Below are 14,487 nucleotides of genomic sequence, written 5' to 3' on the forward strand. Positions count from 1 at the left end.
GATGGCAGTACCAGCATTACGGATATTGCAGAAAACTACAAAGCCATGATATCATCCAAAGCATGTCAAGGAAAGGGAACTGCTTAGACAATGCTGTGGCTGAGAATTTCTTTGGGATAATGAAGTCGGAACTGCTATATGCAGAAAACTTTGATTCCCCAGAAGAATTTATCAAGGCTTTAGAAGAATATATTGACTATTATAACAATAAAAGAATAAAAATCAAGTTAAATGGTATGAGTCCAGTACAATACAGAATGACTCAATTAAATACGTAAATGTTTAACCCGTCCAACTTCTTGGGGTCACTTCAAAGGTACTCACGCTCGGAAATGCTCAAATAAATTTGGCATTTCGCTCACTTATTCGTACCTTTGTCGGCGAATAACATAAAAATGAGAACGATGAAGAAGATAATGATGATCCTCGTAACGCTTCTGGCAGGACTGACAACCTACGCACAGGAGCTGAATGCCGACAGCTTGACTGCTGTGATGAGATATGGTTTCCTGAGCTACGACTCGGTAATGGTAGCCATGCCCGAATATGCCGAAATGACCACCAGTATGGCAGAGTTGCGCAAGCAGTATGAGGCCGAACAGAAACGCGTGGAGGATGACTTCAACAAGAAATATGAGGAATTCCTGGACGGACAAGCCACTTATCCGAAGACCATCCTGCAAAAGCGCCAGAGCGAACTGCAGGAAATTCTGGACAAGAACATAGCATTCAAGAAAGAGAGTCAGTTACTGCTTGACAATGCCGAGAAAAAACTGACAACGGAGATCATCAACATGATTGACCAGGCTGTAAGCAGCGTTGCACAAGAAAACAAACTGGCTTTTGTATTAAACATGGATAAGGGTGCCGTTACTTATGTCAATCCCGCCCAAGGAATAGACATTACAGAGGCCGTAAAGAAAACGGTAACCAATAAACAAGAAACAATAAACGTTAAACAATAAGATCATGGCAGTTCTCCCCAGCGAACCAGGTCCGATTGGCATCTTCGACAGTGGATACGGCGGATTGACCATTCTGCATGGCATTCGACAGTTGCTTCCCCAATACGACTACTTGTATCTGGGCGACAATGCCCGTGCGCCCTACGGAACACGCTCATTCGATGTGGTGTATGAGTTTACGCGCCAAGCGGTAACACGCCTGTTTGAAATGGGGTGTCACCTGGTCATTCTGGGGTGTAACACGGCTTCGGCAAAGGCCCTGCGCACCATTCAGGAGAACGACCTGCCTAACCTGGACCCCAACCGGCGCGTGTTAGGCATCATCCGTCCAACGGCAGAAGTCATCGGTCAGCTGACGCATTCTCGTCACGTTGGCATCTTTGCCACAGAGGGTACTATCAAGAGTGAGTCGTACAATCTGGAGATTCACAAACTGTTCCCGGACATACAAGTAAGCGGTGTCGCCTGTCCCTTCTGGGTTCCATTGGTAGAGTACAACGAGGCAGACTCGCCGGGTGCCGATTACTTTGTGAAGAAGCGTATCGACCAGTTGATGCGCTTAGACCCAGACATCGACACGATTATCTTAGGTTGTACACACTACCCGCTCCTACTGCCGAAGATTCACAAATACACACCTCGTGGCATCCGCATCGTGTCACAGGGTGAGTACGTGGCAGGAGCATTGCAACGCTATTTCGTCCATCATCCCGCCATAGAGGAGCGTTGCACAAAGGGCGGACACGTTCACTACCTGACCACTGAGAACCCCGAGAAGTTCAAGGAGTCAGCGCAAATCTTCCTCCACGAGCCTGTAGAGGTGGATAACATCACACTTGCTTAGCAAAACGGCTGAGAACTAGTCAGCAATGGTAAAGTCGAGCTGACGTTTCTCCAAGTTGGCACGCGCCACCTTGATACGCACAGCGTCGCCCAACTGATACTTATGATGATGGCGACGGCCTACCAGACAGTAGTTGCGCTCGTCGAAGTCATAGTAGTCATCATCCAAGTCGCGCATGGGCACCATGCCTTCGCAGTGGTTCTCGTCTATCTCGCAATAGATGCCATACGACTGAATGCCGGAGATATGGGCATCGTACTCGTTACCGATCTTGTCTTCCATGAACTCCACCATCTTGTATTTGATAGAGTCGCGCTCAGCCTGCTGGGCAACCTGCTCCATGTCGGAACAATGCTCGCACAGCTCTTCATACTTTTCCTGATTAGCCGAACGACCTCCGTCCTGATACTTGGTGAGCAGACGGTGTACCATCGTGTCGGGATAACGGCGGATGGGTGACGTGAAGTGGGTGTAATATTCGAAAGCCAGTCCGTAGTGTCCGATGTTATGGGTAGAATACTTGGCCTTCATCATCGCACGCAATGCCACGGTCTCTATCAGCTTCTGCTCTTTCTTGCCCTGACAGTCCTCCATCAGCGTGTTCAGCGAACGGGAAATGGCCCCCTTCGTACCACTGGTCTTCATCTTGTAGCCGAACTTCACCACAAACTCACGCAGGGTTTCCAGTTTGGTGGGGTCTGGCTGGTCATGGATACGGTATGGCAGCGTCTTGGCTTTTGACGGCTGACCTTTACCAGCTGGTTTCTTAGCCTTACCGATACTTTCCGCTACGGTACGGTTGGCCAACAGCATGAACTCCTCAATGAGTTGGGTAGCATCATTCGACTTCTTGAAATAGGCACGGACAGGTTTTCCGTTCTCATCAATGTCAAAGTGAAGCTCCTCACGGTCAAACTTCACGGCACCGCCCTTGAAACGCTTCTCACGCAATTTCTTGGCCAAGCGGTCGAGGGTACGAAGTTCATTGGCATAGTCGCCGTCCTTGCCCATTAGGATATCCTGTACCTCCTCGTACGCGTACCTTCTATTACTCTTGATCACCGTGTGAGCAATATGATAGCTCTTGACATTGGCTTCTTCGTCCAACGTGAAGATAACACTATAACAGAGTTTCTCCTCGTCGGGACGCAGCGAACAAATGAAATTACAGAGGCGCTCGGGGAGCATCGGTATGGTACGGTCGACCAGATAGACACTAGTGGCACGCTTCACGGCCTCTTTGTCGATGATAGAGCCCTCCTTGACATAATGGCTGACATCAGCGATATGTACACCGACCTCGTACTTTCCGTTTGCGATGGGACGAAAACTCAGTGCATCGTCAAAGTCCTTAGCATCCTTGGGGTCGATGGTACAGGTAAACACCTCACGGAAGTCCTCACGACGACTTATCTCCTCCGGGGTAATGCCTGGTTCAATCTTCTCGGCAGCCTCTTCAACCTGTTTCGGATACTTGTAAGGCAGTCCGTATTGAGCCAGGATGGCATGCATCTCCACATTGTTGTCGCCCTCTTTACCCAGCACGTCAATCACTTCACCCACGATATTCTTGGAATCCTTCGAAGGCCACTGCGTAATCTTGACGACAGCCTTCTCGCCGGTCTTTCCGCCTTTCAGCTTCTTTTTCGGTATCAAGATATCATGCACGAAGATGTTACCCTCAGTCACCAGGAAGGCATAGTCCTTCTCCACCTTCAGTTTACCAACAGCCTGGTCCATCTTGTGCGAGAGGATCTCAACCACCATCGCTTCCTTGATATGACGCTCACGGCGAGCCATCATAGCAACCTTCACACGGTCGCCGTTCAGTGCGAACATGGAGTTACGTTCCGAAACGAAGATAGGCTTTCCGCCATCGTCAGGCTGGAAAGAATTCTTGCCGTTGGCCTTTCGGATAAAAGTACCTTCCTGCACCTGCGTCTTCAGATTCAACCGATAGGAATTATCAGAAGCCTTGGTGAGAAAGTCGTCCCACGCCATCTGATCCATCAGGTCGACAGCCATCATCTTGACGGGATGCGTATCGAACTTCAACGCTTTGAATATCTGCTTTAACGAGAATGTCTCATTGGGATTCTGCTGAAACAATGTCTGGAGCATTTCCGCAATCTGTTTCTTGTTCAGTCGTTTGCCTTTTCCTTTACTCATAGTATATCATGTTTTTAGTATTCTAAGCGCAAAGATAAGAAATAATTATGAATTATGAATTATAAATTATGAATTATTTTATACCTTTGCACCCATGAATCCGAAAATACTCATTACAGGGGCCAGTGGTTTCATTGGTTCTTTCATCGTGGAGGAAGCACTCAGACAGGGCTTTGAGACATGGGCAGCCATCAGGAAAAGTAGTTCGAAAGCCTTCCTGCAGGATGAGCGCATCCATTTCATCGAGCTGAACCTCTCGTCGGAAGAACAGCTACATGAACAGTTGAAAGACCTGCAGTTCGACTATGTGGTACATGCTGCGGGTGTAACCAAATGCCTGCATCCAGAGGATTTCTTCCGCATCAACACCGAAGGCACGAAGAACCTGGTGCGCGCCCTGCTCGACTTGCAGATGCCCCTGAAACGCTTTGTCTATATCAGTTCATTGAGCATCATGGGGGCTATCCGCGAAGAACAACCCTATCGCGAAATCAACGAGCGCGACAAGGCACAGCCTAACACGGCCTACGGTAAAAGCAAGCTAGAAGCCGAGCAATGGCTGGATTCGCAAAAGGAGAAATTGTTTCCGTATGTGATCCTTAGGCCCACAGGCGTCTATGGTCCTCGTGAGCGCGACTATTTCATGATGTTCAAGAGTATTCAGGCACATACCGACTTCGCCGTAGGATACAAACAGCAAGACATCACGTTCGTTTACGTCACAGACGTCGTGCAGGCCGTATTCCTAGCTTTAGAGAAAGGAGAAACCGGTCGCAGATATTTCTTGTCAGACGGTGAAGTCTACCAGTCGAGCACGTTCAGCGACCTGATACGCAAGGAACTGGGCAACCCCTGGTGGATTCGTATCACGGCTCCTTTGTGGCTGCTTCGCATCATCACATTCTGTGGTGACCGCATCGGACACATGACGGGGAAGATAACCGCATTGAACAATGACAAATACCATATTATGAAACAGCGTAACTGGCGGTGCGACATTGAACCCGCCAGACAAGAACTGGGCTTCGAGCCTCAGGTTCAGTTGGCAGAAGGCGTGCGCCGTTGCGTAGCATGGTATAAGAAGAATAAATGGCTTTGAAAATTGAAGATTAAGGACTTATTCATCATCGAGAAGAAACCTCAGCGCGGACTGCTGGCAGTGGAATGGATCACCATGAGCTACATGGTGTTTACGTTGCTGATGATGCTTTTCATGTGGACCAAGCTGGTCAATCCCGAACCCATGCTCTGGGGGCGTTTCCAATATACTGCAGTGACATTGGCCATGTGGGTAGTGTACAGGATGGTACCCTGCAGGCTGACCATGCTGGCTCGCATCATCGCTCAGATGGCTTTCTTGGGATGGTGGTACCCTGACACCTACGAACTGAACCGCTTGCTGCCCAATTTGGACTATGTGTTTGCCCAATGGGAACAAAATCTGTTTGGTTGTCAGCCATCATTGCTCTTCTCTCAGGTAGTTCCCTACGGGTGGTTCTCGGAACTGATGTGCCTGGGATATGTGTCGTACTTCCCCCTCATTGCCACGATTACCCTCTACTATTTTTTTAAGCGATACAAAGAGTTCCAACTGGCTACCTTTGTCATCCTGACATCTTTCTTTATCTATTACTTTATCTTCATCCTACTGCCCGTCACAGGACCTCAGTTCTATTACCTGGCTGTTGGTACGGATAAGATAGCTGCAGGCATCTTCCCCCATCTCGGTGACTGGTTTCTGACGCACTCAGAGCGTATGGCAGCCCCCGGATGGAATGAAGGATTCTTCTACCACCTATTGGACATCACCCACGATGCAGGCGAACGACCGACAGCAGCATTCCCCAGCAGTCATGTCGGTGTCACCACCGTCCTGATGATGTTAGCCCTTCGCACACGCAGTCGCAGGCTCTTCTTCGGCATGTTACCATTCTATCTATTGATGTGTCTTTCTACCGTTTACATCTACGCCCATTACGCCATCGACGCTATAGCCGGACTTATTACTGGCATTTTATTATACTATATCTTGTGCTTCTGCTACAAAAAGACATAAAAAAATGGGGCTCCGCTGAACCCCTAACCTTTGTTAACCTTAAATCTAATACTATGAAAAACACATTGCAAAGATAAGTTTTTTAGGGGAAACTCCAAGAAATCGCCTCCCGAAAATAGTGTCCACATCACACTTTCTTGACTTAAATCAAGCAAAAATTAAAGTTTTTTGCCGAAAATTTGGTCGTCAACAAAAAAATCACTACCTTTGCAAACGAAAATAGGACATAGAGAGATTCAGGGATTCCGACGATAAGATGGGTCGGAATTCTTTTATTTTTTACGTCCGACTTAAAATTGTAAATAGAAAAAGTAAAATAGTAAATTGTAAAAGTATGGCTTACATGTCACAAGAAGGCTATGACAAACTCATAGCCGAACTGCACCGCCTAGAAGCGGTAGAACGCCCCAAAGCCTCAGCAGCTATTGCAGAGGCACGTGAGAAAGGCGACCTTAGTGAGAACAGCGAGTATGATGCCGCCAAGGAGGCACAGGCTCATTTGGAAGATAAGATCAATCGTCTGAAAGCGACCATTTCAGAAGCCAAGATTGTAGACACCTCCCGCCTGAGCACCGACTGCGTTCAGATTCTGACCAAAGTGGAGATGACCAACTTGACCACCAAGGCCAAGATGTCATACACCATCGTCAGTGAGAACGAGGCTGACCTGCGTGCAGGCAAAATCTCTATCAAAACCCCGATTGCACAGGGACTGCTGGGTAAGAAGGTAGGCGACGAGGTAGAAATCACCATTCCTCGTGGCACCATCAAACTGCGTATCGAGAACATCTCAATTGCATAATTATGGATATATTCAGTAAGATTGCTGCCGGTGAGATTCCCAGCTATAAGTGTGCGGAGAACGACGAGTTCTATGCTTTCCTAGACATCAATCCTCTGGTAAAAGGTCACACATTGGTCATTCCGCGTCGTGAGGTAGACTACTTCTTCGATATGGACGACGATGAGCTGGCCCGCTATCAGCAGTTTGCCAAGCGCGTAGCCATTGCCATCAAGAAGGCCTTCCCCTGCAAGAAAGTCGCCCAAGTGGTACTTGGATTGGAAGTGGCTCATGCCCACATCCACCTTATTCCCATGCAGAGTGAGGCCGACGCCGACTTCCGTCGCGAGAAACTGAAGCTGACCGAAGAAGAGTTCAAGGAGATTGCCGACAAGATTCAAAAAGCATTTGTATGATATTACTCAGTTTTGATACGGAGGAATTTGATGTTCCTCGTGAGCATGGTGTAGACTTTACCTTGGAAGACGGCATGAAGGTGTCAGTAGAAGGCACCAACCGCATCCTCGACGTCCTGAAACAGAACGGGGTGAAAGCCACGTTCTTCTGTACGGGCAACTTCGCCAAGAATGCCCCAGAGGTGATGCAACGCATCATGAACGAAGGGCACGAGGTGGCTTGTCATGGTGTAGACCATTGGCAACCCAAGGAGACCGACTTCGCCGTATCAAAACAAATCGTAGAACAAGTGACCGGGCGCCAAGTATATGGTTACCGACAGCCACGCATGTTCCCCGTCAGCGACGAGGAGATAGAAAAGGCGGGCTACCGATACAACTCCTCACTGAACCCCGCTTTCATTCCTGGGCGCTATATGCACCTGACAGAGCCCCGAACCTGGTTTATGAAGGGTGGTGTCATGCAGATTCCTGCATCCGTCACACCACTCATCCGATTCCCGCTTTTCTGGTTGGCATTACACAATCTGCCACAAGCACTCTACCATTGGATGGTACGACGCGTGTTAAGCAAGGACGGCTATTTCGTCACCTATTTCCATCCCTGGGAGTTTTACGATCTGAAGGAGCATCCTGAATTTAAGATGCCTTTCATCATCAAAAACCATAGCGGACGCCAGATGATGCAGCGCTTGGATAGCCTCATCAAGATGCTGAAAGACCGCAACCACGAGTTTATCACTTTCACCGAATTTGTTAACCGACAACATGTCTAGCAACTACTTTTCTGGCATGAGCAGTGCCTGTCTTACAATATGTCGTAACAACATCTCACAGTTGCTTAGGAAACCTTTTTTTCACGACTTTCGAACCATCCTTCTGCTCTGGGTTCTGATTTGCTTGATTGTTTCCTTGACTAAAGTCTACAATAGCGACAATAACTTCATGGTATTCAGAGGTGTCTGGGAACATACCTTGGCACAATTACCCTTATATGACGCATACCCACAAGAATATAACGACATCAACCACTACGGTCCGTTTTTCTCTTTAGTCATAGCTCCTTTCGCACTCATGCCAAGATGGATTGGACTCTTATGTTGGCTCCTATTCTTAAGCCTGTTCCTGTACATTGGCGTTCGTCGCTCAGACCTGGCTAAGTTCCAACAGCTTTTTATCCTCTGGTTCTGTACTCATGAGTTACTTAACGCCCTCTTCATGCAGCAGTACAACATCGCAATCGTTGCAGGTATCTTATTGACATTCACCATGATAGAACGTGGTAAAGATTTTTGGGGAGCATTCTTTATAGTGTTAGGAACCATGATAAAGCTCTACGGTATTGTTGGACTTGCATTCTTTTTCTTTTCCAAGAATAAAGTGACGCTAATCCTCTCATGCCTATTTTGGGGAATTGTCATGTTTGCTGCCCCCATGTTGATATCAAGTCCTGAATATGTTGTACAACAGTATGGCGAGTGGTATACTAACCTTATCGAGAAAAATGCCGACAACACCAACGTATTAACAGGCAACATGGCTGACCTCTCAACAAACATCTCACTATTGGGCATCGTGCGCAGGACTACTCAGATTATCACGTACAGTGATCTTTGGCTCATCATCCCTGGTGTCATTGCATTTGGCATTCCCTATCTGCGCATCAGCCAATACAAGAATATCGCTTTCCATCAGACGTTATTAGCTTCTGTATTGATGTTTACGGTATTGTTCAGTACTGGTTCAGAGAACAGCACCTACATCATCGCCTTCGTTGGAGTTGCCCTTTGGTATTGTTGTGCTCCTTGGAAGCGTTCAAGATGGGATGTGGCGCTAATGGTTATCGTTTTTATATTCTCCAGTCTTTCCCCTGGCGACCTTTTCCCAAAAGTTATCTATCGTGAGATTATACAACCTTATGCGCTGAAAGCCCTGCCAGTCAGCATTGTTTGGTTTAAACTCTGTTACGAGATGTATAATCGCGACTATTCGCCTCAGAGACCAGCAACCTCACTGACCACATAGACCGGGCGCCCTTTGGTTTCATAAAAAATACGTCCCAAGTACTCACCGATGATTCCAAGCGACAAGAGCTGGATTCCCCCTAAGAATAGGATTACGGTAATCAAGGTCGGATAACCTTGCACAGGGTCTCCCCAAACCAAAGTGGTAAGCAACACATAGCACATGAAAGCAAAGGCTACCAACGACACGATGAGCCCTAATAACGTTGCCAAACGTAAAGGAGCCGTCGTAAACGAGGTTACTCCGTCAATAGCCAGATTGAGCAGTCGGAAGAAATTAAAGGAAGACTTTCCCGCAAAGCGGTCACCTTGTTCAAACCAGATTTCATGCTTTCTGAAGCCAATCCAACAATACATGCCTTTTGTATAGCGCTGTGTCTCACGCAGTTCCTTCAGTGCATTGATGCACTTACGGTCCAACAGGCGGAAATCACCTACATTTTCTAAGATTTCCACACGTGTTGCATGCTGCAACATACGATAGTAGAGCAAAGAGAACTGCTTGCGCAACCAACTTTCCTTTCCGCGCGTTATTCTTCTGGCATACACATCTTCGTAACCTTCTTCCCACTTTGCCAACATATCAGGGATTGCCGTAGGGGGATGCTGTAAGTCTGCATCCATAATGACCATACAATCACCTGTGGCATAATCGAACCCCGCCAACATCGCATTCTCCTTTCCGAAGTTTCTGGAAAGATTCACATAGCAAATTCGTGGATCCTTCTCACGCAGTTGTTTGATAATATCAAACGTATAATCCTTACTGCCATCGTTAACCATTATGACCTCCCAATCATAGTTCTTCTGGCTATCCATCAACTCCTTCAATGCCTCATAGAGTGCATGCAAGGAAGCTTCTTCGTTATAACACGGGATAAGAATCGAGACCTTTTTCATTTCTTTTATTAAATTAACGCACTGCAAAGATATGGATATTTTCTGAATATTCCAAGGAAATTTGCTATATAGTGCAAGTTCTTCTGGCACAAGACAGGAATAACATCAGCCAGATTCCAGAACGAACAATCTACTATCTTATCGCTTCATGGTTCTTAATATAAGAATCAGAACATCCAGAGAGTTTACATTTAAAACTACAAACTATTGGCGATTTTAGTCTCCCTCGCCATCCTGTCTTTACCTCTTCTTAAAGGCGAAGAACTTCTGTCCTACGTAGTTGATAAGCATAAACAGACCCGTACCTACCAGCATGGCGATATTCTCAACAATAGTCTTGCTGAAGTGCATACTCTCCAGCGCATAACGCGTCAGAGGCAATGCCAAGCTATAGGCTATCAAGTAGCACACCACGATGTTCAGTGCAAACTTCACGATGCTTCGCCAGTCAGTGCCCTGATAGTGGAACGTGAAATGTTTGTTCAGGAAATAGCTTAGGATACTGCCAAAGAAATAGTCACAAAAAGAACTTACCCAATAACTGCAGCCAAAGACGTTGTAAAGCACAAACATGATAGCGGTACCGAACAGCGTATTAACCACCCCCACCACCAAAAAGGTCAGAAAGGTCTTATCGAATACTTTTTGCTGCATAGTCCTTAGTATACATCTCAAAACATAACTTCAACCAGATAAGCGTGACAGGCAGAGCCTTCAGGGCATAGGGTTGTACCCACTCCTTGCGGAGATAGGCGGGGAACAAGTCGCTGGGAGACAAACTGCTCAAGATGAAGGCAAACACCAACAGCGCCACATCCCAACCGTTACGTTGCCACGGAGCTGCAGTATACCAAATCACTATACCTACGAAGGGAATGATATAGCCACTCGACTCACTGCCGGTAGAGAACAGCACTACGAACATCAGCACCGAAGCGAGCAGGGTCTGACGGAAAGCCACATGCTGATATTGGCTGAAACGCAGATAGGGAACTGCAAACATCAGAAGTCCAGGAACGATGAGCCACAAATCACTGAACGTCACGCCAAAGATACGATGTACCATACCTAAGACTGAGATATTCTGCGCTATGGAGTCTATATTATCGCCATTCTTAGCCACGATGTTGGCATACCACTCCTGGTATTGACCAATAATGTACTCGGGGCTACTAATCAACATAGGAGCCACGAAAAGAACAATGCCCCACCCTATCAACGACAAGACAAAGCGCACCTTATGCTTGGAGAAGAAGAAGAACGCCAAACCCACTATACCATAGAGCTTCACAAACGTACCCAGCATGATAAAAAAGGCCGCTTCCGTATCTCGCTCCTTCTCAATCAGGAAGAAGGCAAGCACGATGATGGCAGCTATAGCGATGTTAAACTGCTGCATATAAAGGGCTGTCAACAGTTCATGGGCACAGAACCACAAAACGAACAACTGCTGGTATTTCGTCATGTCGGAACGACGGATAGCCACATACAGGAACAACGACAGAGCCACACACCATAACAGCATGCCAAGCCACTCTGGCACAACGGCAAACGGAGCGAAAACGAGTGAGAACAGCGGACCGTAGTGGTTGATATCCCAATACTCGGCAGGATATTCCGCAAAGAGTGATACCTGTTGCCATGTATGCCAGAAGACACCTCGGAAAACAAGGAAATTATTATGACTATGCATCTTCATGACAGCTGCCAGAACACCTAACAGCAACCACAACCCTAACAGGGTGCGATAGTCATGAAAAAACGGTTTGGCGAAAAACGCCTTGCACTTATCTTTCATTATTTACATATTTTGTTTGCAAAATTACAAAAAAATCCCTAAATTTGCACACATGAACGAGAAAAATAAGATATCAGTAGTCATCAACACCTATAATGCCGAGCAGCATCTGGACAGGGTGTTGACTGCAGTCAAGGACTTTGACGAAATACTGATATGCGACATGGAGAGTACGGACCACACACTGGAAATCGCCCGAAAACACCATTGCCGCATCGTCACGTTCGAACGCAAGCAATACAATATAGTGGAACCTGCCCGTGAATATGCCATTCATGAAGCCAGCAACGAATGGGTACTCGTAGTAGATGCAGACGAAGTGGTTACACCCGCACTGAAAAACTATCTCTACACGCTTGTTCAGCAGGAGCATTGTCCTGACGGATTATTCATTCCACGCAAGAACTACTTCATGGGACGTTTCATGCGTTGCCACTATCCTGACCACATCCTACGTTTCTTCCGTAAAGACAAGACCCACTGGCCTGCTATTATCCATTGTGTACCTGAGGTAGCAGGACGGGTGGAGAAGATTCCCGCCAAACGAAAAGAGTTGGCATTTGAGCATTTAGCCAACGACACTATAGAGAACATTGTCTACAAGACCAACCAATACACTCGCAACGAACTGGAACGGAAGCAGCATAAGCACTATGGGACAATGGCTTTTTTCTGGCGTCCCTTCTTCCGTTTTTTCAAAACCTACATCCTGAAAGGCGCCATTCTTGATGGTCGTCCAGGATTTATCAAAGCCGTATTGGAAGGCTATTATCAGTTCATCTTCCTCGCCAAGAAATACGAGCAATCTATTTGATTAGTCCGATTCTACGTATCAGCTTACGAAACCAGGTATTGGTGTGTTCACGCCCTTTGTAATTACGGAGCCAACTACGTCCCAACACATCTTCTTTGCGTCGGAGAATTATTTTGGCATGACGAGGCTCGCTCCAGTTGGCAGGTTTACCCATCACACGTGTCATGCGCTTCACGCTTTTACCGACTAAGAATCGATTAAGAACAGACTCGTCGTGCCAAATCGGCATAATGCCATGTTCCAAATCTAAATCAACCAATCGGTTACATTCCTCTATCAGCTGTAAATAAGGGCGGCACTTTCCACCGTTCAAAGCTCCTGAGAAGTAGTAGTCAGTTTCTCCAGGAGCGACACAGTTCACAGACGCCATACGCGATTCGTGCCCGAGATGATCTGGAGCCTCCGCCATGCATAGGGCAGAATAATCCTCATCGACAGGCAGCAGGTCGCTTGCTGTAACCTGTGCTACAATCTCTGCATTGGCGTTAAAAAAGAAAAGATAGTCGTTATCTTGTAACTGTTCTTTGATTCTATTAAATATTTTAAAACGGAACAAGGAGTTGCACGGCCAACCCATATCGTCTTGATGGAATACCTGCACCTGCTCATTGGACTCAATATCCGCTTCTTTATCTGTAAAAACGTAGTAATGTTTCTCTGCCTCCGTAACCAAGAACTGTTCACAACTCTTATAAAAACCAGACCAGAAACAAGCATAACGTCCTATCCCTATATATAGTATTCCTATCTTCATATCCGTAATCATTATAGTTTGTTTAATATACGCTCACGCTCCTTCTCATCGGGGAAATAATCCACAAAATCTTTCCACTTTCTTTTCCATCGGTTATGGCTCCACAACCAATACTCTGGATTACGCATAATGCTCTCCTCTAATAAACGATAGTATTTTTCGGTTATCGCAAACTTGGGAACATTCTCCAGGTCATCACACATCTTTATCACCTTGGCGACATAGTAACCCCTACGGGGTCTGTAGATATCCAAATAATAGACGGAAGTGTTCAACAAGCGAGCTATACGTTCTGCGCCAGTGTATGTAGGAGTCTCATGATGTAAGAAAGTAGGCCAGTAGTGCATACTGCTGAATCCGGGAACTTGATCAGAGATATATCCCGTCACAGACAAGCGTCCCTCCTTCTTCCATTGTCGCAGTATGGAAAAAGCTTCTTTCATTATCAGTGAATGTGCTCCGAAACGTTCTCGTGAGCGAAGGAAGAGTTTATCTATTGACTTATTTTCTATAGGATGATACAATTGAGCAAAGGTTCCTTTATCTTTGACATGAAGTGGCAACGAACTTATCCACTCCCAATTACAATAGTGTCCCAGATAGATGGTTATATCACGACCGTTATCCAGTTCTGCATTGAGTTGCTCCACACCTTCAAATTGCATACGACGACGCATCTCATCTCGGGATATAGAAAACATCTTAACAGTTTCTACTATATAATCACAAAACCAATGATAAAAGCCGTGTTCAATATGTCTAAGTTCAGCGTCAGATTTCTCTGGAAACGATGTTGACAGATTATTTCTTACCACCTTCTTCCGATATCCGGCTATTCGATATATAAAGAAATACAATATATCTGAAATCACATAATGCACTCGAAAAGGCAGCAATGAGAAAATATACCAGAAAGCAAAGATTATATAATACATTATTTCCCGTTTTTAACTTTTGCAAAGATAC

At 46.3% G+C, this 14,487-nt stretch carries 16 protein-coding genes; 10 read left to right on the plus strand and 6 right to left on the minus strand.

Annotated elements, in window-relative coordinates; translation table 11 throughout:
* The 3 genes from BLU47_RS08850 to murI all read left to right on the plus strand — a co-directional run.
* On the plus strand, nt 1–278 hold a 278-nt coding region (locus tag BLU47_RS08850; protein WP_143025518.1), incomplete at its 5' end, for an IS3 family transposase.
* A 126-nt stretch (nt 279–404) separates the two neighbouring features.
* On the plus strand, nt 405–965 hold the full coding sequence (locus tag BLU47_RS08855; protein WP_176780518.1) for an OmpH/Skp family outer membrane protein: 561 nt from the start codon (nt 405–407) through the stop codon (nt 963–965).
* 4 nt (nt 966–969) lie between these two features.
* Complete coding sequence (gene murI / locus BLU47_RS08860; protein WP_091961400.1) at nt 970–1,809, plus strand: glutamate racemase; 840 nt, start codon at nt 970–972, stop codon at nt 1,807–1,809.
* A 15-nt stretch (nt 1,810–1,824) separates the two neighbouring features.
* On the opposite strand, the gene rnr is transcribed toward murI, so the two are convergent.
* Complete coding sequence (gene rnr, locus BLU47_RS08865; RefSeq protein WP_091961403.1) at nt 1,825–3,978, minus strand: ribonuclease R; 2,154 nt, start codon at nt 3,976–3,978, stop codon at nt 1,825–1,827.
* Nucleotides 3,979–4,072: 94 nt separating this feature from the next.
* Between rnr and BLU47_RS08870 the strand changes: the two genes are divergently transcribed.
* The 6 genes from BLU47_RS08870 to BLU47_RS08895 all read left to right on the plus strand — a co-directional run bounded on the left by BLU47_RS08870 (nt 4,073) and on the right by BLU47_RS08895 (nt 9,256).
* Nucleotides 4,073–5,077, plus strand: a complete 1,005-nt coding sequence (locus tag BLU47_RS08870) for an NAD-dependent epimerase/dehydratase family protein (RefSeq protein WP_091961406.1) — start codon at nt 4,073–4,075, stop codon at nt 5,075–5,077.
* A 3-nt stretch (nt 5,078–5,080) separates the two neighbouring features.
* Nucleotides 5,081–6,034: a phosphatase PAP2 family protein gene (locus tag BLU47_RS08875; RefSeq protein ID WP_255402135.1), complete on the plus strand. Its 954-nt coding sequence runs from the start codon at nt 5,081–5,083 to the stop codon at nt 6,032–6,034.
* 334 nt (nt 6,035–6,368) lie between these two features.
* Nucleotides 6,369–6,836, plus strand: a complete 468-nt coding sequence (gene greA / locus BLU47_RS08880; protein WP_091961408.1) for a transcription elongation factor GreA — start codon at nt 6,369–6,371, stop codon at nt 6,834–6,836.
* A 2-nt stretch (nt 6,837–6,838) separates the two neighbouring features.
* The gene (locus BLU47_RS08885; RefSeq protein ID WP_091961411.1) at nt 6,839–7,231 is read left to right on the plus strand and encodes an HIT family protein; all 393 of its coding nucleotides are present in this window, start codon (nt 6,839–6,841) and stop codon (nt 7,229–7,231) included.
* The gene (locus tag BLU47_RS08890; RefSeq protein WP_091961414.1) at nt 7,228–8,007 is read left to right on the plus strand and encodes a polysaccharide deacetylase family protein; all 780 of its coding nucleotides are present in this window, start codon (nt 7,228–7,230) and stop codon (nt 8,005–8,007) included. The genes BLU47_RS08885 and BLU47_RS08890 overlap by 4 nt, the downstream gene beginning before the upstream one ends.
* Nucleotides 8,008–8,023: 16 nt before the next feature.
* Nucleotides 8,024–9,256 (plus strand): glycosyltransferase family 87 protein, encoded by a 1,233-nt coding sequence (locus BLU47_RS08895; RefSeq protein WP_091961778.1) that lies wholly within the window; start codon nt 8,024–8,026, stop codon nt 9,254–9,256.
* On the opposite strand, the gene BLU47_RS08900 is transcribed toward BLU47_RS08895, so the two are convergent.
* The 3 genes from BLU47_RS08900 to BLU47_RS08910 form a co-directional block, all read right to left on the minus strand.
* Nucleotides 9,226–10,155 (minus strand): glycosyltransferase family 2 protein, encoded by a 930-nt coding sequence (locus tag BLU47_RS08900; protein WP_091961417.1) that lies wholly within the window; start codon nt 10,153–10,155, stop codon nt 9,226–9,228. The genes BLU47_RS08895 and BLU47_RS08900 overlap by 31 nt on opposite strands.
* A 240-nt stretch (nt 10,156–10,395) precedes the next feature.
* A complete protein-coding gene (locus BLU47_RS08905; RefSeq protein ID WP_091961420.1) occupies nt 10,396–10,809 on the minus strand; it encodes a GtrA family protein in 414 nt (137 codons plus the stop codon).
* A complete protein-coding gene (locus BLU47_RS08910; RefSeq protein ID WP_091961423.1) occupies nt 10,787–11,953 on the minus strand; it encodes a glycosyltransferase family 87 protein in 1,167 nt (388 codons plus the stop codon). The genes BLU47_RS08905 and BLU47_RS08910 overlap by 23 nt, the downstream gene beginning before the upstream one ends.
* Before the next feature lie 52 nt (nt 11,954–12,005).
* On the opposite strand from BLU47_RS08910, the gene BLU47_RS08915 reads away from it, so the two are divergent.
* Complete coding sequence (locus BLU47_RS08915) at nt 12,006–12,767, plus strand: glycosyltransferase family 2 protein (RefSeq protein ID WP_091961425.1); 762 nt, start codon at nt 12,006–12,008, stop codon at nt 12,765–12,767.
* Here BLU47_RS08915 and BLU47_RS08920 read toward each other — a convergent pair.
* Together BLU47_RS08920 and BLU47_RS08925 are read right to left on the minus strand one after the other, a co-directional pair.
* On the minus strand, nt 12,760–13,521 hold the full coding sequence (locus tag BLU47_RS08920; RefSeq protein ID WP_176780519.1) for a glycosyltransferase family protein: 762 nt from the start codon (nt 13,519–13,521) through the stop codon (nt 12,760–12,762). The genes BLU47_RS08915 and BLU47_RS08920 overlap by 8 nt on opposite strands.
* An 11-nt stretch (nt 13,522–13,532) precedes the next feature.
* Entirely contained in the window at nt 13,533–14,456 is a 924-nt protein-coding gene (locus tag BLU47_RS08925) for a lysophospholipid acyltransferase family protein (protein ID WP_091961430.1), read from the minus strand.
* Nucleotides 14,457–14,487 lie beyond the last annotated feature (31 nt).

Origin of the sequence: Prevotella sp. tc2-28, assembly GCF_900107705.1 — a bacterium.
In the GTDB taxonomy this organism is placed as follows: Bacteria; Bacteroidota; Bacteroidia; order Bacteroidales; family Bacteroidaceae; genus Prevotella.

Bases quoted from the DNA above. Each gene is read 5' to 3' on its own strand.
- BLU47_RS08895 (WP_091961778.1), top strand. From the start codon at position 8,024: ATGAGCAGTGCCTGTCTTACAATATGTCGTAACAACATCTCACAGTTG.
- BLU47_RS08915 (WP_091961425.1), top strand. From the start codon at position 12,006: ATGAACGAGAAAAATAAGATATCAGTAGTCATCAACACCTATAATGCC.
- rnr (WP_091961403.1), bottom strand. From the start codon at position 3,978: ATGAGTAAAGGAAAAGGCAAACGACTGAACAAGAAACAGATTGCGGAA.
- BLU47_RS08870 (WP_091961406.1), top strand. From the start codon at position 4,073: ATGAATCCGAAAATACTCATTACAGGGGCCAGTGGTTTCATTGGTTCT.
- BLU47_RS08910 (WP_091961423.1), bottom strand. From the start codon at position 11,953: ATGAAAGATAAGTGCAAGGCGTTTTTCGCCAAACCGTTTTTTCATGAC.
- BLU47_RS08925 (WP_091961430.1), bottom strand. From the start codon at position 14,456: ATGTATTATATAATCTTTGCTTTCTGGTATATTTTCTCATTGCTGCCT.
- greA (WP_091961408.1), top strand. From the start codon at position 6,369: ATGGCTTACATGTCACAAGAAGGCTATGACAAACTCATAGCCGAACTG.
- BLU47_RS08900 (WP_091961417.1), bottom strand. From the start codon at position 10,155: ATGAAAAAGGTCTCGATTCTTATCCCGTGTTATAACGAAGAAGCTTCC.
- BLU47_RS08890 (WP_091961414.1), top strand. From the start codon at position 7,228: ATGATATTACTCAGTTTTGATACGGAGGAATTTGATGTTCCTCGTGAG.
- BLU47_RS08905 (WP_091961420.1), bottom strand. From the start codon at position 10,809: ATGCAGCAAAAAGTATTCGATAAGACCTTTCTGACCTTTTTGGTGGTG.
- BLU47_RS08920 (WP_176780519.1), bottom strand. From the start codon at position 13,521: ATGAAGATAGGAATACTATATATAGGGATAGGACGTTATGCTTGTTTC.
- BLU47_RS08855 (WP_176780518.1), top strand. From the start codon at position 405: ATGAAGAAGATAATGATGATCCTCGTAACGCTTCTGGCAGGACTGACA.
- BLU47_RS08885 (WP_091961411.1), top strand. From the start codon at position 6,839: ATGGATATATTCAGTAAGATTGCTGCCGGTGAGATTCCCAGCTATAAG.
- murI (WP_091961400.1), top strand. From the start codon at position 970: ATGGCAGTTCTCCCCAGCGAACCAGGTCCGATTGGCATCTTCGACAGT.